Genomic DNA, 24663 nt, shown 5'->3' with positions numbered 1-24663 from the left:
TCTATGGTGAATATAGTGAAGTAAACGTAAATATACAACCAATGAAAAAACTTTTATTATTAGTCATTCTGTTCGCTTCGATTTGTAGTGGACAGGCACAAAATGAGAAAGGGTATTATGTGAAGCATTTGGAGTTTCCACAGAATGCCACACTTCAGGAGAAAGTAGATATGGCGGCGAGGTTAGTGCCGACTCCACAGCAATTGGCCTGGCAACAGATGGAACTGACAGCATTCCTGCATTTCGGTATTAATACTTTTACCGGGCGTGAATGGGGAGACGGGACAGAAGATCCGGCTTTGTTTAATCCTTCACAGTTGGATGCAGAGCAGTGGGTACGTACACTGAAAGATGCTGGTTTTAAAATGGTCCTTTTAACGGCTAAACATCATGATGGTTTCTGTTTGTGGCCTACCAAAACTACAACCCATTCCGTAGCTTCTTCTTCCTGGAAGAATGGTAAAGGGGATGTTGTGAAAGAACTTCGTGATGCTTGTGATAAATATGGAATGAAGTTCGGTGTTTATCTCTCTCCATGGGACAGAAACGCTTCATGTTATGGCGATTCTCCGAAATATAATCAGTTTTTTATTCAACAATTGACGGAGTTGCTTACTAACTACGGAGAAGTACACGAGGTGTGGTTTGATGGTGCAAATGGTGAAGGTCCTAACGGGAAAAAACAGGTCTATGACTGGGATGCGTTTTATAAAACGATTCAGAAGTTGCAGCCTAAGGCTGTGATGGCTATAATGGGAGATGATGTGCGTTGGGTTGGTAATGAAAAAGGAATTGGCCGTGAAACGGAATGGAATGCTACGGTACTTACTCCGGGAATCTATGCCCGTTCGGAGGAAAATAATAAACGGTTGGGAGTGTTCAGTAAGGCAGAAGATTTAGGGAGTCGTGATATACTGAAGAATGCAACCGAACTCTTCTGGTACCCGTCTGAGGTGGATGTTTCTATTCGTCCGGGATGGTTCTATCATAAAGAAGAGGATAACAAGGTGAAAAGTCTGAAACATTTGGCGGATATCTATTTCCAATCCGTTGGTTACAATTCTGTCTTGTTATTGAATATTCCGCCGGATCGTCGCGGATTGATTAATGAGGCGGATGTGACTCGTTTGAAAGAGTTTGCCGAATATCGTAAACAGGCTTTTGCCGATGACAGGGTGAAGGAGGGACAGAAATTATGGGAAGCTATTTCGAATGGAGAGCGTACCTATAAACTGAAATCCGGCTCGGAAATTAATGTAGTGATGTTGCAGGAAGATATCGCAAGAGGACAACGTGTAGAAGCTTTTTCTGTGGAGGCACAGACTGCTGATGGTTGGAAAGAGATAGCTCAGGGGACTACGGTTGGTTATAAGCGTTTGTTACGTTTTCCTGATGTAAAAGCCAATCAGTTAAGAATTAAAATTAAAAGTTGTCGTCTGACTGCTAATATCAGCCGGGTAACAGCTTTCTATGTGGCTCCTTTGCAAGAAGAAAGTGAAGAGGTGGATTGGAATAATTTGCCGCGTACTACCTGGAAACAGGTGTCTGATTCTCCACTTACCATTGATTTAGGTAAATCGGTAATATTAAGTGCTTTTACATATGCTCCTGCTAAGGCTGAGGCAAAACCGACCATGGCATTCAAGTATAAATTCTTTGTAAGTACTGATGGAAATAATTGGCAGGAAGTGCCTGTAAATGGTGAATTTAGTAACATCATGCACAACCCGCTTCCGCAAACAGTACCATTTAAGGAAAAAGTGAAGGCACGTTTTATCAGGTTGGTAGCTACTACGCCGACTGATACTCCTGCAAAGGTGGAAATGAATGAGATTGGCGTAACTACTGAAAAGTAAATTAAAGCAGTTGTCAAGTTGTAACAGAAAAAAACTATTAAACAAGAAAATACCATGAATGTAGATAAGCGTAAATTATGGACTGCTGCTTCTGTCTTGATTTTATCCGGACCGTTAACAGCCCAACAACAGCCTAATATCATCCTCTTTTTGGTGGATGATATGGGGTGGCAGGATACTTCGGTTCCTTTCTGGACGGAGACAACGGAACTAAACCAGATTTATCATACGCCCAATATGGAGCGACTTTCTCAAATGGGGGTTAAGTTTACTCATGCTTATGCCAACTCGATCAGTTCACCATCACGGGTGAGCCTTTTCACCGGAGCTAATGCAGCAAGGCACCGGGTGACTAACTGGACCTTGAAGAAAGATGTTTCGACAGACAGGAAGAACGATTTGCTGGCATTCGGTGATTGGAATTATAATGGCTTGTGCCCGCAGGAAGGTATACCTTACACTTTTTATGCTAAATGTCTGCCGGAATTGCTTCGTGAAAACGGATATACAACCATGATGGTAGGTAAGGCGCATTTTGGTTCCTTGGATACTCCGGCTGCTGATCCGTTGACTATTGGTTTCGATTATAACATCGCCGGACATGCTGCCGGGGCTATGGGAAGTTATCTGGGAGAAGAAGGATATGGTGCGAACGGAAATCCGGAATGGGCAAAGATATGGGCAGTACCGGATCTGGAAAAATATCATGGTACGGATACTTTCCTGACTGAGGCTTTGACTTTAGAAGCCAAAGGGCTTATGGATAAAGCACTTGCCAAAGAAAAACCTTTCTTTTTGTATATGAGCCATTATGCTGTTCATGCTCCTTTTGCTACTGACAAAAGATTTTATGATAGATACATAGCCAAAGGGCTTTCGCATAAGGAAGCGCAGTATGCCGGATTGGTGGAAGGCATGGATAAGAGTTTGGGAGATCTTATGGACTATCTGGAAGTAAAAGGTATTGCTCAAAACACAGTTATTATTTTTATGTCCGATAACGGGGGATATACCATTGGACGTACAAATAAAAATTATCCGTTGAGTGAGGGAAAGGGTTCGTTAAAAGAAGGTGGGATTCGTGAGCCAATGATTGTTTGTTGGCCGGGAGTCACACAACCTGCTACAGTGAATGTAACTCCTGTGATAATAGAAGATTTCTTTCCCAGTATACTGGAGTTAGCCGGAATGAAAGGGAGAATACATACTCCACAGATTATTGATGGTAGAAGTTTTGTTGCACAGTTAAAAGGGAAACAGGGAGATCAGAAGAGACCTTTGTATTTTCATTATCCTAATAACTGGGGAGAACGGTACGAAACGACCGGTGCTCCGCAAAGTGCTGTTATTGAAGGAGACTGGAAGTTGATTTACTACTATGAATCGCAGACGTCGGCTCTGTTCAATCTGAAAGAAGATATCTCGGAACAACAAAATCTCATCGGCGAAAAAGCATATCAGAAGATAGCTTTGAAACTGGCAAAGGATTTGACTCGCCATTTAAAGAAGACAAATGCTACCATGCCTGTAGTAAAAGTTACCGGAGATTTTGTGAAATACCCGGATGGGTCAGGAGTGGAATAATGGAACATTAGAAACTGTTTTGATTTTCTTTCAGCTCAAAATCGGTATATATAGGTAGATGGTCACTGTATCCGCCTAAATATTTCATACCATAATAAGTGCGGAAAGGTTGTTTTCCATCATATTTATCATCATCGGATAACAGAAAGGGCAGGCGGCTTACGTTTGCCCTTTCTTCATTGGTAAAAAAAGGTGCAGAAATATTCAGGAGAGTGCCGGAAACAATCATGTGATCCAATAGCCCCCATTCTCCCTGATATTTATAAGAGCCGAATGTATGTTTTCCGGCTTTGGCTTTTCCGGCTAATAAATGATATAGTTTTAATGCTTCGGGATAGGGAGGAGGCGCAATGGCTGCAAGGACTTCCGTAATAGATTTATTATCCGGATAGTCATTGAAGTCTCCCATGATGATCAGTTGTGGACGACGGCGGGAGGTTAGTATACTGTCTGCTTCTAATCTGATTTTCTTTGCAACGGACAGGCGATAAGGTTCCGATTCTTTGGCTCCTCCTGAACGGGAAGGAAGATGAACTACCAATACGTCCAGGCTGTCACCGGTGGATAAAAGTCCGCAAACATGTAGAATATCTCTTGTAGGGCGCTTGTGTAAATGGACGTTGTCTATTGGAACAGATCGATGGAATAATAATTTAAAACGGTCACGCTGATAAAGCAAGGCCACGTCGATGCCCCGTTCGTCGGGAGAGTGAGTCATAACATAACGATATCCATGTTCTTTTAAAGGGGAGTAATGTACAAGATCTCGCATGACACTGTCATTCTCTACTTCGCAAAGTCCTACTAATGCGGGAGGAGTCCATTCTCCAACCGCTGTAATAACACGTGCTATACTTACCAGTTTCTTTTTGTAACGGGTGTAATTCCAGTGACGAAGCGCATTGGGGAGAAATTCATAATCATTCTTTAGAGAGTCATGACGGATATCGAACAGGTTTTCCACATTCCAGCACATCACACGGAAATTCTTTTCTTTTTGCGCTGTGAGTAAGGAGGGGGATAAGAAAAGTAATAATAAGATAATTATCCCTTTATTCATTTTCTTCTGTTTTCTCTTTCCATTCGTAACATCCGGCATCCGGTGCTTCATCTTCAAGACGGGGCATTCCTTTTAAGTCCTGCGGATAGTTGCGGGCATCATCAGCCAGTCCTATATTGATGGCGGCCGATTTAGGAGTTAATTGGAAATCGTACAATTGTTCTCCCCGTTTGTCTATCAATTGGAAGTTATCATCTTTTTTCCATATAACATTCACTATCTTATCATTTTTTTCCTCTATTGAGTTTATAAGGCAATAGGAGAAATAATAATTAAAAGGTATAGAAGAGTCTTTTGAACGTCCGCCACTAATCTCATCACTGGACGAACCGGCTATGATACAATTACGGAACGCAGCTAATGTCAGTGGATAAGCAATTTCTTTCTTCTCGTTACTGAGGGCAAGGGCGACCCCTTGCTTGATATCCCAACTGTAATAATTGGCCAGTGTGCAGTGTACGAATTCATAATCACCTCCAAGCAGGCTGACACAGTGGCCACCGGCATTACTAATCTCACTGTTTCCTATGGTTGCCTGGCAGGAAGTCATTTCCAACCCATTGCCCGATACCTGGCGGATAACAGAATTAGTAAGTGTGAGTTTCTTTCGGTCTACAGCAGCCGAATCGCAGCGGATACCATATATTCCTCCGTGAATATCGACAAAGTTCAGTGAGTTCTCATAGCTGGAGGTATGGAAGCGAATACCATCCCATTGACCCGGCAAACGGTCGTAGGGGAGGTTAGAAAACATTTTATCAGTACGGTCGCCCCGGAATACAACGGGAGCATTAAGTGTACCTTCTGCCACAAGTTGTCCATGTACCTGTATACTTGATTTACCATGGAAATAAAGGCGTGTTCCGGCAGCAAGAGTAAGCCGGGCACCTTCTTTTATGCTCAAACTATCATAAATAACGATAGGGCGGGATGAACTGATTAGTGTATCCTGGGTGATTTCTTTTTTACGTAAAGAGAGAAAGTCTTGTCCGTATGCTTGTAATTTAACATCCTGCCAGTTGCCATTCGTGATAAACACGATGGAGTCTTTTTTGAAAAAAGGAACATCACGGTCTTCGGGAGCTAACGTAGCTTCTACAAAAATAAGCAAGCTATCTTTACCCCGTAATTCAACGTCTGAAAAGTGGTTGCCTTTAGCTCCATCTACATTGATGCGGAAACCGGAGTTGGCTGCATCTGCCAGGGTGATGGATGAAATGACCAGCGATTCCTTATTGCGATTGTACACTTTTAACTGGTAAGTGGAAGTACCGATACCTGCCAGCACAGTATCCATACGCAGGGTGTCATAAGAGAAGGCCAGTTTGAGAGAAGAATCGGTAGAAAAGTTCTCATCGTCACAAGCTGAAAACAATGCCAGACCTGTAAACAGAAAGAGGAGAATATGTATCAGATTTCTTTTCATACCTTAATTTTATATATAAAAATCAGGCACGGATAGAGGAATCCGTGCCTAATATTAACGGCAAACGCGTTGGTTTATTATTTCTTTTCCGGGATATTTGCCAGTACGTCCAGCAGATGACGCCAGAATTTATCTACCGAAGGAATGTGCATACGCTCATCCGGTGAGTGGACCCCGGTCAATGTAGGACCAAAGGAAATCATGTCTAATGAGGGATATTTGTCGAGAAAAAGTCCGCATTCCAGACCGGCATGGATGGCTTTCACTTTAGCGTCTACACCAAACAAGCGTTTGTAAGAAGCAGCCGCCACTTCAAGGATGGCTGAGTGCGGGTTAGGCTTCCAGCCTGGGTAGCCTTCTCCGAAACTGACCTTTGCACCTGCCAGTTGGAAAGCTGCACGGACTGTATTTGCCATGTCGTTACGGGCAGAAAGGATAGAACTGCGTTGGCTGGTTTCAATGCGGATAACGTTATCCGGTTTCATCTTGACAGATGCCAGGTTAGTAGATGTTTCTACCAATCCGGGAATATCCTGACTCATGGCATATACTCCGTGGGGTACTGCATAGAGTGCTTTGAATAAACGGGCGGTGGTATCCTGATCAATTGCTTTAGCACGGGGAGTTTCTGATTCTAATACAAGTTTTAAATCAGGTTCTGTTACGGCAAGTTCGTTTTCTACCTCAGCTGTGAATACGTTAAGGTCTGCCCGTACGTCATGTTTTGCATCTTCAGGAACAGCACAGATAGCATATGCTTCGCGAGGAATGGCATTGCGCAGGTTTCCTCCATTGATTTCGCACAGATATAAGTCGTACTTCGTACTCATCTGACTGAGGAAACGATTTAGTATTTTATTGGCATTGCCACGTCCCAAATGGATATCACCACCGGAGTGTCCACCTTTCAGGCCTTTCACTTCTACTTTAAAGAAGAAATATCCGGCTGGTACTTCTACCTCTTTATATGTGAATTCGGCAACAGAATCAATTCCTCCTGCACACCCGATAAACAGTTCTCCTTCGTCTTCTGAGTCGAGGTTTAACAGGATATCTCCGTTCATAAATCCTTCTTTCAGGGCAAATGCTCCGGTGAGTCCGGTTTCTTCGTCTACAGTGAATAAGCACTCCAATGGTCCGTGCTCAATAGTATCGTCGGCAAGGATAGCAAGTTCGGTAGCTACACCGATGCCGTTGTCTGCTCCCAATGTTGTACCTTTTGCTTTCAGCCATTCACCATCTATTTCTGTTTCGATAGGGTCGGTGAGGAAGTCATGCTCCACATTGTTATTCTTTTCGCATACCATGTCTACATGCGATTGTAATACTACGGTTTGCAGGTTTTCTTTGCCTGGAGTAGCGGGCTTCTTGATTAATACATTTCCGGCTTCATCTACTTTGGTTTCCAGATTATGTTTTTCTCCGAATGCTTTTAAATATGCGATAATTTTTTCTTCCTTCTTTGAAGGACGTGGCACCTGGCATATTTCTGCAAAATACTTGAATACGCCTGTTGGCTTTAGTTCTTGTTTTTCCATTCTTTTTCTTTTTATTTAAGTGAATGATTCAAATTTAACGTCATACTGCTAAATATGGTTAAAACTCTTGAGGTTTATGAGCACGTTTCTCTTTTTTTATAATAAAAAAGGCGGTTGAGTCCATACAAAAGTCTATATTTGCACCCACAAAATTAATAGAAATGCTTAATACAATACTGTTTACTCTGTTAATAGTTGCTATTTGTCTCGTATTATTAGGTCTCAAAGTCTTTTTTGTAAAGGGTGGAAAATTCCCTAATGGACATGTGAGTGGTAATAAATCACTGAGAGAAAAGGGAATTGGCTGTGCTCAGTCTCAGGACCGTGAAGCACAACAAAGGCGTCGTTCTATTGCTGATCTTGAAAAAGCCTTAAACGATAGTATGAACTAATTAATTAAAAACTATATTTTACAAGTTATGAAGAGAATAAATTGCCTCATTAACGGTTTTGCTGCTCTTGCGATTATCGTTTTATTTTCACAATGCGCAGGTAAGGCTGACACACAAACTACGACAACTGGCGGAGAAGCAGCGGCTGCTACTGTATCCGGTGATTTAAAAATCGCTTACGTTGAAGTAGATACATTGCTTTCCAAATATAATTTTTGCATTGACCTGAATGAGGCCATGATGAAAAAGGAAGAGAACATCCGTATGACGTTGAATCAGAAGGCTGCTGCTCTTGATAAGGAACAGAAAGAGTTCCAAAAGAAATATGAAAACAATGCATTCATATCTCCGGAAAGAGCTCAACAGGAGTATAACCGTTTGATGAAGATGCAGCAAGATCTGCAGGTGTTACAAAATAACCTGTCCAATCAGCTGGCTACAGAGAATCAGAAGAATAGTTTGCAGTTGCGTGACTCTATCAACGTTTTCTTGAAAGAGTATAACAAAACTAAAGGTTACAATCTGATTTTGAGTAATACAGGTTTTGATAATCTGCTTTATGCCGATAGTTCATTCAATATCACACAAGAGATTATCGACGGTTTGAATGCAAGATATACTTCTGCACCTAAGAAGTAATAGATAAAAAACTTAGAGTTAAAGGCAGTTTCGTGATAAACGGGATTGCCTTTTTTTATTAGTAATGAGTTCAAAGCTGACCGGAAATAAATCAGTTCACCACAGAAGACACGGAGGGCACAGAGATATTATTTTCTCTGATGAAACGCGGATGATCGTAGATGAACACAGATAAAAAACGGTAGTTCTTTATTTTATTGTTATTTCCCTTTGCGAGAATTTGCGTTCATTTGCGTTTAGTAAAGATTTAAAACTCCGTGTTCTCTGCGTTCTCTGTGGTGACATATTGATCAAAATCGCACTAATCTGCGTCAATAATAACCATTGCTGATGTACCTTCCGATGCCGGAAATATTATTGTTGTAGTTTGGCTTCTTCCTGTGGAATACGGAAAGCTGTGTAGAGTTCGAGAATGGCAGCAATAGTGAGACATGCGATCCAGTCATTGCCACGCGTGAAAAACATGAAGGCTCCGGTCAGTACAAGTGCAATTGCTCCGAATATCTGCTGAATGCGCAAGCGTTTCAGTGTTTTACTTTTACCGTGAACGGGAGTGTTGATTTGTGCCAGTGCTACAAAGCCTGCACCAATGGTATATATATAAGGTGCATAAATCCATCCGGTGATGAATACTGCTGCTCCAATAAGAGCCATGAGAGCGCCTACGGCGAAAAGTGCGGGTATGAGTTGCTTCATTATTTATCTTCAAATACGTAAATGTCTTCGTTCGGTTTCTTCATCAGGTACTTTTCACGTGCTATCTGCTCAATGGCATCCGGATTACTGCTTAGTTCGTTGAGCTTCTTTGTGTTTTCTTCGTAATCGGCACGATATTTATCAATTTCGCTTTGCAGGCGACTGATTTCACGTGTGTATCCAATGCGACGAATGGCACTGTTCTCATCCAGAAAACCAATGATGGCTGCAAAAATCAGAATAGTGATAAGGTATTTATGCTTACCGATGAACTCCCAGATTGTTAGTAAATTGCCCATGATTTCTCCTTTAATTCTGAATGCAAAGATAAAACTTATAACTTAAAAGTTGCCACTTCTTGCCTAAAACTTCTCACTCGTCACTTATTACTTCTTACTTTTTTTGCGTACATTTGCAGTGAAAGCAAAAATAGGTTGTACTTGACATAGCTTAGGCAGCCCTGACTTTGTTCTCATTGCACTATTTTTGTAGAAACTCAAAAAAACAGAGAGATTCTGACGTATGGAAAACTATATTGTATCTGCCCGTAAGTATCGTCCGTCCACCTTTGAGTCGGTGGTAGGTCAGCGGGCATTGACTACGACACTGAAAAATGCCATTGCCACACAGAAACTGGCTCATGCCTATCTGTTTTGTGGTCCCCGTGGAGTAGGAAAAACAACTTGCGCCCGTATTTTTGCCAAGACTATCAACTGTATGTCGCTTACTGCCGATGGGGAAGCGTGTAATGCTTGTGAGTCTTGTGTGGCTTTCAATGAGCAACGTTCGTATAATATACATGAACTTGATGCAGCTTCCAATAACTCGGTGGATGATATCCGTCAGTTGGTAGAGCAGGTGCGCATCCCGCCTCAGATAGGTAAGTATAAAGTGTATATCATTGATGAGGTGCATATGTTGTCTGCTTCTGCTTTCAATGCTTTCCTGAAAACGCTGGAAGAGCCTCCCCGTCATGCTATTTTTATTTTGGCTACAACGGAGAAGCATAAAATACTTCCTACTATTTTGTCGCGTTGCCAGATTTATGATTTCAATCGTATCAGTGTGGACGATACGGTACAGCACTTAACTTATGTTGCTTCCAAAGAGAATATAACAGCTGAACCCGAAGCGCTGAATGTCATAGCACTGAAAGCAGATGGTGGCATGCGCGATGCTCTTTCTATCTTTGATCAGGTAGTTAGTTTCACCGGTGGGCATATTACCTATAAGAGTGTTATTGAGAATCTCAATGTGTTGGATTATGAATATTATTTCAGACTGACCGATTGTTTTCTCGAAAATAAAGTAAGTGATGCGCTGCTGTTATTCAATGATGTATTGAATAAAGGCTTTGATGGTAGCCATTTCATAACAGGGCTTTCGTCGCATTTTCGTGATTTGCTTGTGAGTAAAGATCCCGCTACTTTAGCATTGCTTGAAGTAGGAGCCAGTATTCGTCAGCGCTATCAGGAGCAGGCGCAAAAGTGTCCGCTACCTTTTCTATATCGGGCTATGAAGCTCTGTAATGATTGTGATATGAATTACCGGGCCAGCAAAAACAAGCGTTTGCTGGTAGAACTGACTTTGATACAGGTTGCCCAGCTTACCATCGAGGGGGATGATGTGGGTGGTGGGCGTGGCCCTAAACAAGCTATAAAACCCATATTTACGCAATCTGTAGCTGCTCAGCAACCACAGAATGCTCCTGTTGCACCCCAAGCTCAGCAACAAACTGCAAATGTTCATCCGGCTCAATCTGCTCCGGCTCAATCTGTTTCTGCTACCGGAACTTCTACTTCGTCTGCTGCGGGTGTATCTGATGTTGTGGTGAAAGCCGCTGTGCAGGAAGAGAAGAAAATTCCTGTAATGAGTAAGTCCAGTCTTGGAGTGTCTATCAGGCATCCTCAAAAGGAAGCTGCTGCACAGAGTACAACAGCTGTCCAGACACCTGCTCACGCACAGGTTCAACCTGAAGAGGATTATATATTCAATGAAAAGGATTTGAATTATTACTGGCAGGAGTATGCCGGTCGTCTTCCTGTGGAGCATAAAGCACTTGCTATGCGTATGCAGAATATACGTTTGACATTGCTTAGTGATGCTATAACTTTCGAGGTTGTGGTAGATAATGAGATTGTAGCAAAGGATTTCACTTCTATGATTCCGGATATACAGAACTATCTTCGAAGCCGTTTAAAGAACCGGAAAGTGAGAATGACGGTCCGTGTCAGTGAGGCAGCAGAAAATGTACGGGCGTTTAGTCGTGTGGAGAAGTTCCAGATGATGGCAAAGAAAAACGAAGCGTTATTGCATTTGAAGGAGGAATTCGGGTTGGAATTATATTAGTGTACGTTGTAAAGATTAAGCCAATATATGTAATGCCCCGTTACAATATATGTTATCATGGATAATAATATATGTAACGGGGCATTATATTTAATGCTGCTTTGTAGAGTTGCATGCTTTTAGAAACGTCCCTTTCAATTCATCAGATGCTTATATCTCATTTGTCGTAAACAGGTCATAAAGTTCCTTTTCGTTTTGTTTTTTTTCTAATTCTTCCAGCGTATCTGCTTCGAACGATCTGAAGATAAGATACTGGAGATAGCAAAACTCCTGACCGGGCAGTATATCTTTCATCCGGTTGTGTATCTTATACAGAATTTCTCCTTCTGTGAAGGTTACACCGTTATCTGCTTCCATATCATATACCTCCATGTGCCTTGTTTGCGGGTTGTAATAGCAAAGGGTGAAGGATGGTTGTTTAATCACGACAACATCCGGATTCCAGAAATGGTTTCCGTGTTCCGATTGAAATACGATTACTTCTCTTATAAAGGTGCGGTAATCCGTATATTCCGTTTCTGTAAACTTCCAGATGACATCTGCCAATATCACATCACTATCTTCCAAAGACGAGAAGAGTGACAAATCGCATTTCATTTCCTTTCCTGCTGTCCATCCTTTGAGAATCCATACATTCGCACTGTCAGGTTCTCCCAGGCTTTCCATATAAGGAGCGAGTTCATTCTGAAGTTTATATATCCATTCGTCCATAGAAATGTATTTTCCGTTATCGGGAAGGATTTCTATTTCAAAGTGAGGTGAGTTCTTTTCAGTCATTCTATTGTATCGGATTAGGATACAGGGTGTCTCATATGTTTTATCAGAATAATCCTCCATGTCCCATTCTGCACGGCAATGTTCCAGTTCACTCTTGAACTGGTCGAATGTTTCGTACTTCTTATTTTTGAAGTGCCATGGGAAATAGATATAATCTTGATAGGGAGTATCATGTTTTGAATGCCGGGTGCGAAATACTTTCTTTAATAGGAAATTGAATTTACCATAGCACAACAGGAAGTTCAGCAGCAGGAGAATACCGGTAAGGAGTATCTGGTTCCAATTTCGAAGCGTGTATTTCTGCATATCGACAACCAGCTTCCTTGCTGTATCATCGTAACGAATGGGAATGCATGTCTCTGAGTCTACTCCGCCATCGAATGTGCATACTCCTTTTACTACAACAGCGATACTGTCTGCTGTGACAAAGTGGAAACCAGTGTAATCATACTTGGCGGCATATTCCTTTCCTGTATTCCTTACGATCAGTTCGTCAAAATCAGTATATAGGGAAGAAAACATAAAATAAAGTATGATACTTTGTATGACGACAAAGTATAGCATGAGAAAAAACATGCCTTCTTCTTTGCGGATAGAAGGGAATACTTTTTTGGACATCACCCAGACAAAGATGACTGCAACGAGTATTGAAAGTAGCACGAGCGTTGGCGTAGCACCTTCTCCAATATGATTGTGCAGGTAATCTACCCGGGGCGAAGCATGAATCCAGCTTCCCGTCCTGCTCGTCCCGTCTTCTTCTATGATAATGCGGATAGATGTATTTAGTTCCCACTTTTTATGATCATAGTTTCCGGTTTCCATCAGATTGCGCAAGCTATCCTGTTCGCGCAATTCTGCCAGTTTTCGTTCTTTTCTTTGTTGCTCTTTTTGTTGTTCTTGTTTGGCCTCTTCTATGAATTGCAGTCGAAGCAATCTGAACTTAAGGCTAAGTTCCGTAGCTTGTTCGGAAGAAATAGCATACATGCTCAGAAGTTTACTGTTTTTAATGTCCTGTGGGCTGACTGTTATTTTTTCACCCTGTTGCAACCAGAGTTTTAATGCCGGCGTGTAATCATCTGCTCTCATGTGTTTTTTTTTCATTATGCTGGTAGGTCAGGTAACACAATAATTCTTTTATCTCCTTTTCATCCACTTTGGCTCCTTTTTCCAACAGATAACACGTCATAGTAAGGTTGTGGAAAAAACTGATTTCTGCAGTGATGGATAATCCTAATGGTCCTTTTTTGTTCAGGTCGGCACCAGCCTTCAGTAGCATATCAATGGTTTCTTTCTGGTTTTCACTGGCTGCATAATATAATGGAGTATACCCCTTATTGCTTTTTTGCTCCACATCGGCATCGGCTTCGAGTAAGAATTTTATTTGTGCTAAATCGCCTTTGGCAGCAGCTTTCATCAACAGTGTTTTTCCGTCTTCCTCTGCAGCATCCACCGGGACTCCCTCATTCAACATCTGACGTAATGTCAAAGTATCACCCGTTTTTATGGAGGCATATTGAGCCGGGAGAAGAGTTCTTTTTGTGTTTTGTGCCTGAATTGATAGGGAAAGAAGGCAACATAGAAGCTTCAATAGTAGTTTGGTCTTTATCATATCTAATAATTGTTGTTGAATCTAATCTACGAAAGTATGAAAAAGTAGAAATACATCCGCAAATGTCTTCCACCCCCAAAGAAAGAGGAATCTCATTACTGAAATTCCTCTTTCTTTGGGGGTGGAAGACCGGACTCGAACCGGCGACATTCAGAACCACAATCTGACGCTCTAACCAACTGAACCCTTTTATTGTCAACGCGTTAATAATCTCTCTGGAAGTTCATTAGTCAACAATTAGTCAACATTGAACTTACTATACAAATTTACTAAAAATCTTATTCACAATGAAACATTTGATCTTGTGATTTGCTTCAAACAAGAATAATTACTATTTTTGTATTATTCTAAAACAGAGAGTTATGTCAAGTGAGGTGGTGAAACAAGAATTATTGGCGAAGTTGAAGCAGGAACATTGTTTCTGGTCGTACAATGAAAACTCAATCAAGGATATTCCAGATGATATGCTGATTGAGAAGACCTTGTTGCATCTTGATTTGGACGAAATCAGCCAACTATTTCTTATTTACCCTTTCAAGAAAATCAAGCAAGTATGGTTGGACTATCTTGTTCCTCAAGGGGAGTATCTCTACACGCTGAATCGTTTCTTTGCTTGGTACTATTTCAAGGTGAAGAAACCGGATGCTTATATAAAGTCGATGGCTACTCGCCACCTTAATAAAATGTTCGCATGAAAGGTTTAGCTCCACATACCTTGCAAGTCTTTGAAACTGTTTCTAAATTAGACTGCATCAAGCCCTATCTCTTGGTAGGTGGTACTGCCTTATCTTTGCAAATTGGCACTCGTCAAAGTGAAGATTTGGATTTTATGAAATGGAGAACTTCCAAAACAGAGAAAATGGAAGTGGCTTGGTTTCAGATAGAGAAAGAGCTTGCTACGATTGGAGAAATTCAACATAAGGACATATTGGATATAGACCATGTGGAGTATCTGGTATCCGGAGTAAAGTTCTCCTTTTATGCTTGTTCCAAATATTCTCCTGTCAGTGAGCCTGTCGAATATCTGAATAATTTGCGATTGGCAGATGTAAAATCTATTGGTGCTATGAAGATGGAAGTCATGTTGCGCAGGAGTAATTTTCGCGATTACTACGACATTTATTCTATCTTAAAGTCTGGCGTACTTGTCAATGATTTAATTTCTTTGGCTCTAACCTATTCTGGACATAAGTTGAAATCTAAAAACCTATTAGCTATGCTTACCAATGGGTCTCGTTTTATGAGAGATGCTCATTTTGAACAACTTGAACCTACTTATGATGTAACTGCCCAAGAAATAGAGGGCTATATAAAGTCTTGTTTATTATAAATTGCTGCAATATTTTTGTGGATGGGGTTATGTGGGGTCAACAGCAAAGCAATTTTAGTCAATTTCTGTCTCTTTTCGGACTGACCCGAAATGAAGCTAATGTGATACTTGAAAACAAACCGTTTAAAACGAAGAAATCCTCAATAATCTACTGATTATCAAGGATTCTCTTTGGGTGGAAGACCGGACTCGAACCGGCGACATTCAGAACCACAATCTGACGCTCTAACCAACTGAACTACATCCACCATGTTTGCGTTTCTCTAACGCGGTGCAAAGATAGATATAAACTTTTAATCTGCAAATATTCCATGAGATTTTTTTAATAAAAAGTGTACTCTTTTATTCCTTTGTTATGCTTCCTAAATAGTGATTGAGCATCATTTATGAAGATTTTCAGGTGGTTACGCTCTGTAACAGAAAGTGAGTCTGCCGGATAATTAATGGGATATAATATATGATTTTTTTTTCGGGAGAGAACGGGACGTGATGTCCACACTAAGCTATAACCGCAATTGGCTACACGAGTGACACTATCTTTTTCGAGTTCTAACTTAAATAGTAAACCACCATCAGTACGCCGGGCAGACATATTAGAGATGAAATTTCCGAGAGAATAGACTACCACATGCTGATTTCCGGTTATACTGTCCGTACGGAGCTCCATGGGTTGCACTACGTGTGGATGCGAGCCGATAATGTGGGTAACTCCCTGCTGTAATAACCAGTCTGTGAGATTCTTTTGTTCTTTATTGGGAAGTGACTGATATTCATCACCCCAATGCATGCAGGCAATGAGGGCGTCGGGATGTTGTGCCCTGGCAGCTTCAATATCTTGTGCCATTACTGCCTTATCGATATAGTTTACCACATTGGGAGAGATTACTTTGATACCGTTTGTACCATAAGTATAATTTAAAAGGGCAATGCGAAAGCCGTTTTTTTCCAGCAATAAAGGGTATTGCTGTTCTCGTGATTCAGTATTGACATAAGTTCCTGCATGTGGAATTTGTAATGAATCGAGCATTAGCAAGGTCCTCTCTAATCCTTTTTTACCTTTATCAAGACAATGGTTATTGGCCGTTATCAAAACATCGAAACCTGCATCGCGAATGGCGAAAAGATATTCATCCGGTGCACTAAAGGCTGGGTAACCGCGATAGGGTTTTCCACCCAATGTTACTTCAAGGTTTGCAATTGCGATATCTGCCCGGTTTATTTCTTCCTTAACGAATTTAAAACAATCTGAATAATCGTATCCTGTAGAGGTACGGGCGGCATTAATCTGCGCTTGGTGCTGCATAAGGTCTCCCGCAAAGAGGAGGGTGAGCCGTGAGGTGATAATGCTATCTTTTTGACAGGAAATAGAATCCGAAGTATTAATAACAGAATCTCTCCTTTCCTGCGACATGGATGTGCAGGAGTAGGAGAGAAAGAAGAGGATTACCAAAGAGATATTTCTCATTTATAGATGGCTTTTTTACCCGCCAACAATGTATTCTTCATTAAAGAAACAATAGTCATCGGACCTACACCTCCCGGCACAGGAGTGATGTATGAGCACTTTGGTGCTACTTCGTCGAATTTAACGTCGCCTGTCAGCTTAAAACCGGATTTTTTGGTAGCATCGGGTACACGTGTGGTACCTACGTCGATGATTACTGCACCTTCTTTTACCATATTTTCTTTTACGAAATTCGGTTGTCCTAAAGCGGCAATGATGATATCGGCTTCCTGACATTCTTTTACCAAATCGTGGGATCGACTGTGGCAGACAGTCACTGTTGCATCGCCCGGATAGGCTTTTTGCATCATGAGGGCAGCCATGGGCTTACCGACAATGTTACTGCGTCCCAGTACTACGCACTTCTTCCCTGAAGTTTCTATCTTATAGCGTTTTAGCAGTTCAAGAATACCGTTCGGGGTGGCAGACACGTAACAAGGCAATCCGATGGACATACGTCCCACGTTGATGGGATGAAAGCCATCTACATCCTTCCGATAATCGATGGTTTCGATTACTTTTTGTTCGGAGATGTGTTTGGGTAGGGGTAATTGTACGATAAAGCCGTCTACGTCCGCATCTTCATTGAGTTCGCGTACTTTGGCCAACAGCTCCTCTTCTGTCACATCACTTTCGTAGCGGATGAGGGAAGATTTGAAGCCACAAACTTCACAGGCTTTTACTTTGGCAGCTACATACGTTTCGCTCCCTCCATCGTGGCCAACAAGGATAGCAGCCAGATGAGGACGTTTGCCACCGTGGGCTACAATTTCTGCCACTTCAGCTGCAATCTCTTGCTTTACTTGCTCGGAAATGGCTTTTCCATCTATAAGGGTCATGTTCAATAGTATTTTGGTGATGGACAAAAGTAAAATAAATAACTGAATCAGCCAAAAGGAATTCATTTTTTGTCAATAGCCGATTTATAGATTATTAATGGAGCGAAAAGCTTGGGGAAGAGGAACGGGTATTTCATCAAAATAACGGTTATATATGAAACTCACTCACTTTTTATTTGAAATCGGTTTGATTGGAACTTTTTTGTGAATTAATGGTACGAAAAAAGGAGAAAGCCATAGCTCTCTCCTTATATACTGGTTTTGTTTCAATCTGCTTTATGATTAACGAACCAAGGTCACAAAATAAAAACACCAAAGTCAAACGTTTACTCTTTAGAAGATTAGCGTTTCATTTTTGGCATCATTTTACCCATTTTGCTGCCTGTTACCATCTTCATCATTTTACGGGTCTGATCAAATTGTTTCAGCAGGCGGTTTACTTCCTGAATAGTTGTACCACTACCTTTAGCGATGCGGGTACGGCGTGAACCATTCAGTATTTCCGGATTGGAACGTTCTGCAGGAGTCATAGAATGAATGATGGCTTCAATGCTCTTGAAAGCGTTGTCGTCAATATCAATATCTTTGATGGCCTTTCCTACACCAGGGATCATAGATGCAAGCTCTTTGAGGTTACCCATCTTCTTGATCTGAGCTATTTGGCTAAGGAAATCATTGAAGTCGAACTGATTCTTGGCAATTTTCTTTTGCAGACGTTTTGCTTCTTCTTCGTCGTACTGTTCTTGTGCACGTTCTACCAGTGAAACGATATCACCCATACCTAAGATACGGTCTGCCATACGTGCGGGATGGAACTGATCAATAGCATCCAGCTTTTCACCTGTACCTACAAACTTAATGGGCTTGTTGACAACCGAACGGATAGAGAGTGCTGCACCACCACGGGTGTCACCGTCAAGCTTAGTCAATACTACACCGTTGAAGTCGAGGCGATCATTAAATTCTTTTGCAGTATTAACAGCATCTTGTCCGGTCATGGAGTCTACCACGAAAAGGATCTCATTCGGGTTGATGGCTTTCTTAATAGCAGCAATTTCGTTCATCATCTCTTCGTCTACAGCCAAACGCCCGGCTGTATCGACGATTACAAGATCGTATCCTTTGGCTTTAGCTTCTTTAATTGCATTTTGTGCAATTTCTACCGGATTCTTACTATCTGGTTCAGAGTACATCGGCACTTCAATCTGTTCAGCCAGTACACGAAGCTGTTCGATAGCAGCAGGACGATACACGTCACAGGCTACGAGCAACGGTTTGCGATTCTTTTTAGTTTTGAGCATCCGGGCCAGCTTTCCGGAGAAGGTAGTCTTACCCGAACCTTGCAGACCGGACATCAGGATAACAGCCGGATGACCATCTGTATCAATCTCAACGGTTTCTCCACCCATCAACTGAGTAAGTTCGTCGTGAACGATTTTCACCATCAACTGGCTTGGTTTCACAGCAGTAAGTACGTTTTGTCCCAACGCTTTTTCTTTTACTGTATCGGTAAAAGTTTTCGCTACCTTGTAGTTAACGTCGGCATCCAACAGGGCTTTACGCACATCTTTCAGTGTTTCTGCTACATTGATCTCAGTGATTTTACCTTCACCTTTTAAAATCTTAAACGACCTCTCCAGTCTCTCGCTTAAATTATCGAACATATTTTATACTAATTACTGATTACTAAACTTATAGATCAGTTTGCCACAGAGGATACAAAATTTTAGGGGAGTAGTGAATAGCGATAAGTAATTTAGTATCATGCAGCATGATAGTGCAGCCTGTTAATCACTAATCACTTATCGCTACTCACTAAAAAACTGTCCCCTCTGTATCTTCTGTGGTAAACCGGGATGCAAATGTACAAAAATCTCTTGTATTTATATCTTTTTATTCTGCCATTTTGCTTTTTTGAAGTAAATATAGCTTGTGGTGAGTAACAATGTATAGTACACAATCTCAATGGTAAAGCACCATGCAATGGGAGCTTTCAGCCACATTCCGATGAAGATTATATACGAACCGTAGATGACGATAGTTATAACTTCAAGTAACAAGGCGGCTTGTGTGTTACCAGTACCGGATATTCCGTTAAATACGATATTGGCTACGGAGGCTATCAACATGGCAACGCAGATAACATAGACAGATGGAACTGATTCGGCTATCAGGGCAGCCTCATTTGTATAGATGGAGAGCATGGCTTGCGGGAATGTTGCGGTGATAGCGACTAATGCCAGCATAACAAAGAATGAAAAACGGGCTATTTTATTGATAAGTGTCATCACATATTGTATGCCTCCTGCACCAATGGCATTACTGACCAAGCTGTTAGTGGTGGTGGCCAGTGCGTTTACCGGAATGAGCATTACGATGTATATGCTTCGCACAATGTTGGCAATGGCAAGTTCACGTTGTCCCAACCTTTCTACAGCTACGAAGAATATGAACCAGGTAGCCATTGACAAGAAGTACTGCAACATAGTGAAGCAGGAGATACTAAGTATACGCATCAGTAACTGAGGATCGAAAGAACGTAATTTATTCAGGCCATACTTTTTCAGGTCGACGGTGATATACGTATAAATGAGGAAGAACAGAATGGAACTGGCTTCTGCTACTACAGAGGCAATGGCAGCGCCTTTGATACCCATTTCCGGGAAGCCGAAATGTCCGAATATCATTGCATAGTCCAGCACTACGTTTGTCAGTGCCATGACGACGGCATTGATGGTAAGTACCTTTGTACGCGTAATGCCGATATAAAGTGCCCGGAACATTACGTTGATAAACGAAAAGAAGAATCCGTAGATACGCCAGTCCAGAAATTCCATTGTGGCATCGTATATGGATTCGGAAGAAACCAGCATCCGCATAATATTGCCCCCAAAAGCTTTTGTAAAGCTGAATAATAGCAATGCCATCAGTAACATGAACATAACACCTTGTATCATTACCGGTCCTACGTCAGAATAGCGACCTTCGCCATTGCGGCGGGCAATCACAATTTGCGAACCGGTGCTAAAACCGAAAGCAATAGTAAAAACGCAGATATAAAAAAGTCCACCCATAGCCGAAGCTCCGAGTGCTACTTCGCCAACACGTCCGAGAAAGGCGGTGTCAGTGACATTAATAACATTTTGTGCCAGTAAACTAAGAAGTATCGGGTAACTGACACTCCAAATTTGCTTATTAGTGTACATAAATGAGCGTTTAGGTTTACAATTTGCAAAGATAACGCTTTTATCCGGATATACTGTCGGGGGGGAGAGTAAAATCAATGACCTGTCCGCCCTGTTTGTCGGTGGTGACGGCATAGCTACCTCCGAAGTGCTTTAATAACAAGTCATTTATTTCATGGCGGATACTTACTTGTTGTGAGTGGTATTTCGGATCAGCCAGTGGGCTGTTGATAATTTGGAAATGAATGATCTTTGACGTATCATCCCGGTTGACCGTAAAGATTATTTCTCTTTCCTCTTTACTTTTGTCCGGATAGACCAATGTGCTGAGCAGGGTTTGCGTTATTCGTCCGGTATCTGTTGTGATGTTCTGTGCGTCAATATTAGTGCTGAACAGAATTGATATAACTCCCTCATTGTGCATCTGTGCCATATAAATGGCATCGTTACAAAGAGCTATTACATCATAAGTCTGTATCTGAAATTTCATCATATTGGCTTCCAGGCGAGACAGATCGAGTACATCATTTACCAATTGTATCAACTCTTCGGAGTTTTTTTGGATGATGGCTGAATATTCTTGTCGTGTACTTTCGTCCATATTGGGTTCCGAGGCTATGAGTTGTGAAAAACCTACAACTCCGTTGAGAGGGATACGGATATTGTAACTCATATTAGAGAGAAAATGATTCTTGGTCTCATTGGCCTTCTCAATCATCAGGGTGGCTTTACGAGTTTCACTTTCTGCCGTCTTTAAGGCTTTTCGCACCTGATAGGCACGTATTGTGAAGAAGATTAATACGAGCAGGGCAATAGCGATAATACAGAATACGAGCAGTTGAATTTTGCTTTTCAACTGTTCTTCTTCAAGTTTCATTTTATCTACATGGTAGTTGTCTTGTATCAGATTCATTTGTTTGTCAGATAGTTCGGTAACCAACGAATCTTTCATCTGTATAACCTTTTCATAGATTGGTATTGCTTCCAGGCTACGTCCGGCCTCGGTCAGAATATCAGCTTTGATAGACAGTTGGTTGACGTAATCGCTGCTAAAAGCGTTTTTTAACAGTATAACAGTAGAATCCAGTTGACTGATAGCACGATTATATTCTTTGCAAAGGCGGTAATATGAGGCGTGTGCATCATGATAAAGCACCCGATACATAAAATAAGTATTGGGGGTGAGATACTCGTTTCCTTTTTTAAGATGTTGGAGAGCCAGCTGAGGCTGCTCCATTTCTACATAATAATAGGTATAGTAGATGTCATTGAAAATCATCGGATCCTGAAAAGCTTCTTTCATCGTTGGATTTTCTGCGATATAATCAGAAAGAATCTTCTTTTGTTCATCCAGATACTTTTTCTGATCCTGAAGTTCTTTGTTGGCTTTACTGAGTGAGATAAGTTGGCAAAGTACGGAATTTCTTACAATTACATTGTTCATTTGAGGAAGAAGCTTATGAGCTTCTTCCAAAGCCTGTTTACCTTCTTTCCAACGGCCAGTACCCATATAAGCATTGGCCAGACACTGCTTGGCACCTATCAGGCCACGTATGTTGTTGGCTTCTTGCGCTTTCTTATACATTTCAAGTGATTTGTTGATTGCAAGCTCTATTTGTTCTCTATAGGAGTAGAGATCTATCTGGCATCTTTGTGAATCGAAGTAATAATCCCACAAACCGGCTTTTCGGGCGTAGGGCTCCAGGTCTGCTATTTTTTGGATTACACTATCCAGTTCATTTTGATTATAGTAATAAATAACCTGGAAGTAGAGTGCTATTCCGGCGTACTTGGGGTTGTCTTGCGCAACAGCCTCCTTTAACAGCATATTTGAATAATAGATGCATTTGGGGGTTGTCTGCTCCATCCGCGTGATACTTTGTATGGTTTGTAGGCGTAGGGAATCATGCGGCATAGCAGACAACAATCTTTCCAAACTATCAGTTCGGACTCCTGATGGAGCTGCCAGACTTATCAGGAAATGGCAGCATAAGGCGAGTATGAAGATCAGTTGTTTCATTGTAACTTTTCATTTTTGGCTGCTGCCGCATCCGGTTTGATAGGATGAGTGAATACGAAGCGGGCGCCTGCTGTATATTCCGGATCAATCCATATTCTTCCTCCGATCTGTTCAACAATAAGCTGGCAGATAGAAAGTCCCAACCCTGTACCCTGTGCACCTTCATTTAGTTTCTCAAAACGGTTGAATATTCGGCCTTGATTTTCCGGAGGAATACCACAACCGGTGTCAGTGACAGAGAAGACGGCGGTGTCGTCCGACTCTTTTCGTATCTCAAGTGTGATGGAGCCTTCCGTAGTGAACTTCGTGGCATTAATAAGCAGATTGATAAGCAACTGTTGCAAGCGTGAATCATCTGTTAATAGCGGTAGCGATTCAAGAGTTGTGACAAAATGAACATCGGCTTGTGTTTGCTTTACTTTTCTTACAGTATCAATAACATTACGGCATATAACTACTGCATCGCACTTTTTAAAATTAAATACCAATTTACTCATATCCAGGCTGGAAAGGTCTATTACATCATTGATCAGGTTTAATAATAATTCAGAGTTTTGTTGTATGATGTCATTGCACTGTCGCCGTGTTTCATTGTCAATTGAATCATCCGTGAGGATTGCAGAGAAACCTGAAAGCGCATTCAATGGGGTACGGATCTCATGACTCATATTTGAAAGAAACAGACTTTTGGTTTTAATGGAGTTTCTTGCACGCTTTTGTGCTTTTTCCTGTTCTTCTTTTGAATGGCGCAAACGTTTATTCTCTGATCGTATATGGAAAATGAGTATGGTGATAAGGATTGATAAAGAAAATACTGTTAGAATACCCCATAAGATAGTCTGGTTACGTTCCTGCTGGTTCTGGATTTCCATTTGATCGATTTGATAGATGGTTCGCAGTTCGTTGATCTGACGTACATAGCTAAGGTTGTCCAGAGAATCTTGCAACACATTTGCCGTTTGATAAATGAGACATGCTTGGTCTGTTTGTCCTAATTTAGACAGAAGTTGGGCTTGCTGAAGATTGAGCTGTATATGCTGGTTAGGAGAGTAGGCCGGATTTATCTCTTTAATAAGGTTACCATATTTTTCCAAAGCCCGATCATATTGTTTATTTTGTTTATAGTAACTGGCATACAAATAATCCAAAACAAAACGCATATAAGGATAATCATGTTCTGAATTGGCTTTTGTGGCCTCTGTGATATATATAAGTGCCTTGTCTGGCTGATTGGTTACTACATAATAGTAGGCACGGCATATCGAAACATAAAAGAGAGTGGAAGTCGTTGGATATTTATCGAAAAGAACTTCAAGTTGTTTTAAGTATACAAGTGCTTTGTCGGTTTCTCTTATCTTTAACAATGTGAGGATCAGATTCGGAGAGATATGTATTTTCAGATGATCTGCACCTTCTAAAGTATTTAGAACATTAAATGCTTCTATATAAAAATCGATGGCTTGTTGCCTCATGTTTGCACCCAGGTAGGCATCACCGATAGCACGAAGAGAAAGGGCTATTCCTTTATCATAGTCCATTTCTTTGGCTTTCTCATACATGATGTGGGCTTTATCTACAGCTATTGTAATATCACCACGAATTGCATATGCACCGGATACGAGTTGTTTCAAATGGAAAAGAGTGCTGTATTGCTTGTCTTTTTCCAATTGTGGTTCAAGCTCTTTTTCCCATAAAATGATACTGTCTGCTGTTATATTTTGGGTATAAGGTAAATTGTTGTCTATGAGAATTTGTAAATTGGTAAGATGTTCTGAAGTCGTAGTCGCAGAATAGACTGGGACAGAATATAGAAAACCGGCCAGCATTCCTAATATGTAATAGATATAAATTCTCACTGT

General features: G+C 41.3%; 20 protein-coding genes and 1 tRNA gene. 7 read left to right on the top strand and 14 right to left on the bottom strand.

The genetic code is table 11. From position 1 onward, the window contains the following. Positions 1-41: 41 nt before the first annotated feature. Positions 42-1856, top strand: a complete 1815-nt coding sequence (locus tag K8P02_RS11805; protein WP_223381309.1) for an alpha-L-fucosidase — start codon at positions 42-44, stop codon at positions 1854-1856. Positions 1857-1910: 54 nt separating this feature from the next. Beyond that, on the top strand, positions 1911-3440 hold the full coding sequence (locus tag K8P02_RS11800) for a sulfatase (RefSeq protein ID WP_007486441.1): 1530 nt from the start codon (positions 1911-1913) through the stop codon (positions 3438-3440). A gap of 7 nt (positions 3441-3447) precedes the next feature. Here the strand turns inward: K8P02_RS11800 and K8P02_RS11795 are convergent, their stop codons facing one another. The 3 genes from K8P02_RS11795 to K8P02_RS11785 all read right to left on the bottom strand — a co-directional run bounded on the left by K8P02_RS11795 (position 3448) and on the right by K8P02_RS11785 (position 7464). Further along, positions 3448-4500: an endonuclease/exonuclease/phosphatase family protein gene (locus K8P02_RS11795; protein WP_025867934.1), complete on the bottom strand. Its 1053-nt coding sequence runs from the start codon at positions 4498-4500 to the stop codon at positions 3448-3450. Continuing rightward, positions 4493-5926 (bottom strand): hypothetical protein, encoded by a 1434-nt coding sequence (locus tag K8P02_RS11790; RefSeq protein ID WP_007486443.1) that lies wholly within the window; start codon positions 5924-5926, stop codon positions 4493-4495. Before K8P02_RS11790 ends, K8P02_RS11795 begins: the two co-directional genes overlap by 8 nt. Before the next feature lie 77 nt (positions 5927-6003). After that, the gene (locus tag K8P02_RS11785) at positions 6004-7464 is read right to left on the bottom strand and encodes an aminoacyl-histidine dipeptidase (protein ID WP_002561152.1); all 1461 of its coding nucleotides are present in this window, start codon (positions 7462-7464) and stop codon (positions 6004-6006) included. Positions 7465-7625: 161 nt separating this feature from the next. On the opposite strand from K8P02_RS11785, the gene K8P02_RS11780 reads away from it, so the two are divergent. Further along, a complete protein-coding gene (locus tag K8P02_RS11780; RefSeq protein ID WP_002561153.1) occupies positions 7626-7856 on the top strand; it encodes a hypothetical protein in 231 nt (76 codons plus the stop codon). Between the two features lie 27 nt (positions 7857-7883). After that, complete coding sequence (locus K8P02_RS11775) at positions 7884-8495, top strand: OmpH family outer membrane protein (RefSeq protein WP_002561154.1); 612 nt, start codon at positions 7884-7886, stop codon at positions 8493-8495. Positions 8496-8849: 354 nt separating this feature from the next. On the opposite strand, the gene K8P02_RS11770 is transcribed toward K8P02_RS11775, so the two are convergent. Together K8P02_RS11770 and K8P02_RS11765 are read right to left on the bottom strand one after the other, a co-directional pair. Next, on the bottom strand, positions 8850-9191 hold the full coding sequence (locus tag K8P02_RS11770) for a hypothetical protein (protein WP_007486445.1): 342 nt from the start codon (positions 9189-9191) through the stop codon (positions 8850-8852). Further along, positions 9191-9490, bottom strand: a complete 300-nt coding sequence (locus K8P02_RS11765) for an FtsB family cell division protein (protein WP_002561156.1) — start codon at positions 9488-9490, stop codon at positions 9191-9193. The genes K8P02_RS11770 and K8P02_RS11765 overlap by 1 nt, the downstream gene beginning before the upstream one ends. Before the next feature lie 223 nt (positions 9491-9713). On the opposite strand from K8P02_RS11765, the gene K8P02_RS11760 reads away from it, so the two are divergent. Further along, positions 9714-11540, top strand: coding sequence for a DNA polymerase III subunit gamma/tau (locus K8P02_RS11760; RefSeq protein ID WP_007486447.1), 1827 nt, complete (start codon positions 9714-9716; stop codon positions 11538-11540). 150 nt (positions 11541-11690) lie between these two features. On the opposite strand, the gene K8P02_RS11755 is transcribed toward K8P02_RS11760, so the two are convergent. Both K8P02_RS11755 and K8P02_RS11750 read right to left on the bottom strand, forming a co-directional pair. Beyond that, positions 11691-13403: a hypothetical protein gene (locus K8P02_RS11755; RefSeq protein ID WP_007486449.1), complete on the bottom strand. Its 1713-nt coding sequence runs from the start codon at positions 13401-13403 to the stop codon at positions 11691-11693. Further along, complete coding sequence (locus tag K8P02_RS11750; RefSeq protein WP_007486451.1) at positions 13390-13926, bottom strand: ankyrin repeat domain-containing protein; 537 nt, start codon at positions 13924-13926, stop codon at positions 13390-13392. The genes K8P02_RS11755 and K8P02_RS11750 overlap by 14 nt, the downstream gene beginning before the upstream one ends. A gap of 362 nt (positions 13927-14288) precedes the next feature. Here K8P02_RS11750 and K8P02_RS11745 point away from each other — a divergent pair, with 362 nt between their 5' ends. Beyond that, positions 14289-14621: a hypothetical protein gene (locus tag K8P02_RS11745; protein WP_002561159.1), complete on the top strand. Its 333-nt coding sequence runs from the start codon at positions 14289-14291 to the stop codon at positions 14619-14621. Beyond that, complete coding sequence (locus K8P02_RS11740; protein WP_025867932.1) at positions 14618-15256, top strand: nucleotidyl transferase AbiEii/AbiGii toxin family protein; 639 nt, start codon at positions 14618-14620, stop codon at positions 15254-15256. Before K8P02_RS11745 ends, K8P02_RS11740 begins: the two co-directional genes overlap by 4 nt. A 173-nt stretch (positions 15257-15429) precedes the next feature. Here K8P02_RS11740 and K8P02_RS11735 read toward each other — a convergent pair. The 7 genes from K8P02_RS11735 to K8P02_RS11705 form a co-directional block, all read right to left on the bottom strand. Then, positions 15430-15505, bottom strand: a tRNA-His gene (locus tag K8P02_RS11735). A gap of 73 nt (positions 15506-15578) precedes the next feature. Further along, positions 15579-16721 (bottom strand): CapA family protein, encoded by a 1143-nt coding sequence (locus tag K8P02_RS11730; protein WP_025867931.1) that lies wholly within the window; start codon positions 16719-16721, stop codon positions 15579-15581. Beyond that, complete coding sequence (gene folD, locus K8P02_RS11725; protein WP_007486456.1) at positions 16718-17599, bottom strand: bifunctional methylenetetrahydrofolate dehydrogenase/methenyltetrahydrofolate cyclohydrolase FolD; 882 nt, start codon at positions 17597-17599, stop codon at positions 16718-16720. The genes K8P02_RS11730 and folD overlap by 4 nt, the downstream gene beginning before the upstream one ends. A 341-nt stretch (positions 17600-17940) precedes the next feature. Continuing rightward, positions 17941-19263 carry a signal recognition particle protein gene (gene ffh / locus K8P02_RS11720; RefSeq protein ID WP_007486457.1) on the bottom strand — a complete coding sequence of 441 codons (1323 nt, stop codon included), beginning with the start codon at positions 19261-19263 and terminating at the stop codon, positions 17941-17943. 219 nt (positions 19264-19482) lie between these two features. Next, positions 19483-20805, bottom strand: a complete 1323-nt coding sequence (locus K8P02_RS11715) for an MATE family efflux transporter (RefSeq protein ID WP_002561164.1) — start codon at positions 20803-20805, stop codon at positions 19483-19485. Positions 20806-20845: 40 nt separating this feature from the next. Next, entirely contained in the window at positions 20846-22804 is a 1959-nt protein-coding gene (locus K8P02_RS11710) for an ATP-binding protein (RefSeq protein ID WP_223381308.1), read from the bottom strand. Then, positions 22801-24630 carry a sensor histidine kinase gene (locus K8P02_RS11705; RefSeq protein ID WP_002561166.1) on the bottom strand — a complete coding sequence of 610 codons (1830 nt, stop codon included), beginning with the start codon at positions 24628-24630 and terminating at the stop codon, positions 22801-22803. The genes K8P02_RS11710 and K8P02_RS11705 overlap by 4 nt, the downstream gene beginning before the upstream one ends. Positions 24631-24663: the final 33 nt, after the last annotated feature.

This window comes from Bacteroides nordii (genome assembly GCF_019930665.1).
Lineage (GTDB): Bacteria > Bacteroidota > Bacteroidia > Bacteroidales > Bacteroidaceae > Bacteroides > Bacteroides nordii.
Note: the sequence above shows the minus strand (reverse complement) of the source record. Positions and strands in the feature narration are given on the sequence as shown.

What these genes read in the sequence shown, in the direction of transcription:
- K8P02_RS11805 (WP_223381309.1), top strand. Translation starts at nt 42, where the DNA reads ATGAAAAAACTTTTATTATTAGTCATTCTGTTCGCTTCGATTTGTAGT.
- K8P02_RS11800 (WP_007486441.1), top strand. Translation starts at nt 1,911, where the DNA reads ATGAATGTAGATAAGCGTAAATTATGGACTGCTGCTTCTGTCTTGATT.
- K8P02_RS11795 (WP_025867934.1), bottom strand. Translation starts at nt 4,500, where the DNA reads ATGAATAAAGGGATAATTATCTTATTATTACTTTTCTTATCCCCCTCC.
- K8P02_RS11790 (WP_007486443.1), bottom strand. Translation starts at nt 5,926, where the DNA reads ATGAAAAGAAATCTGATACATATTCTCCTCTTTCTGTTTACAGGTCTG.
- K8P02_RS11785 (WP_002561152.1), bottom strand. Translation starts at nt 7,464, where the DNA reads ATGGAAAAACAAGAACTAAAGCCAACAGGCGTATTCAAGTATTTTGCA.
- K8P02_RS11780 (WP_002561153.1), top strand. Translation starts at nt 7,626, where the DNA reads ATGCTTAATACAATACTGTTTACTCTGTTAATAGTTGCTATTTGTCTC.
- K8P02_RS11775 (WP_002561154.1), top strand. Translation starts at nt 7,884, where the DNA reads ATGAAGAGAATAAATTGCCTCATTAACGGTTTTGCTGCTCTTGCGATT.
- K8P02_RS11770 (WP_007486445.1), bottom strand. Translation starts at nt 9,191, where the DNA reads ATGAAGCAACTCATACCCGCACTTTTCGCCGTAGGCGCTCTCATGGCT.
- K8P02_RS11765 (WP_002561156.1), bottom strand. Translation starts at nt 9,490, where the DNA reads ATGGGCAATTTACTAACAATCTGGGAGTTCATCGGTAAGCATAAATAC.
- K8P02_RS11760 (WP_007486447.1), top strand. Translation starts at nt 9,714, where the DNA reads ATGGAAAACTATATTGTATCTGCCCGTAAGTATCGTCCGTCCACCTTT.
- K8P02_RS11755 (WP_007486449.1), bottom strand. Translation starts at nt 13,403, where the DNA reads ATGAGAGCAGATGATTACACGCCGGCATTAAAACTCTGGTTGCAACAG.
- K8P02_RS11750 (WP_007486451.1), bottom strand. Translation starts at nt 13,926, where the DNA reads ATGATAAAGACCAAACTACTATTGAAGCTTCTATGTTGCCTTCTTTCC.
- K8P02_RS11745 (WP_002561159.1), top strand. Translation starts at nt 14,289, where the DNA reads ATGTCAAGTGAGGTGGTGAAACAAGAATTATTGGCGAAGTTGAAGCAG.
- K8P02_RS11740 (WP_025867932.1), top strand. Translation starts at nt 14,618, where the DNA reads ATGAAAGGTTTAGCTCCACATACCTTGCAAGTCTTTGAAACTGTTTCT.
- K8P02_RS11730 (WP_025867931.1), bottom strand. Translation starts at nt 16,721, where the DNA reads ATGAGAAATATCTCTTTGGTAATCCTCTTCTTTCTCTCCTACTCCTGC.
- folD (WP_007486456.1), bottom strand. Translation starts at nt 17,599, where the DNA reads ATGACCCTTATAGATGGAAAAGCCATTTCCGAGCAAGTAAAGCAAGAG.
- ffh (WP_007486457.1), bottom strand. Translation starts at nt 19,263, where the DNA reads ATGTTCGATAATTTAAGCGAGAGACTGGAGAGGTCGTTTAAGATTTTA.
- K8P02_RS11715 (WP_002561164.1), bottom strand. Translation starts at nt 20,805, where the DNA reads ATGTACACTAATAAGCAAATTTGGAGTGTCAGTTACCCGATACTTCTT.
- K8P02_RS11710 (WP_223381308.1), bottom strand. Translation starts at nt 22,804, where the DNA reads ATGAAACAACTGATCTTCATACTCGCCTTATGCTGCCATTTCCTGATA.
- K8P02_RS11705 (WP_002561166.1), bottom strand. Translation starts at nt 24,630, where the DNA reads ATGCTGGCCGGTTTTCTATATTCTGTCCCAGTCTATTCTGCGACTACG.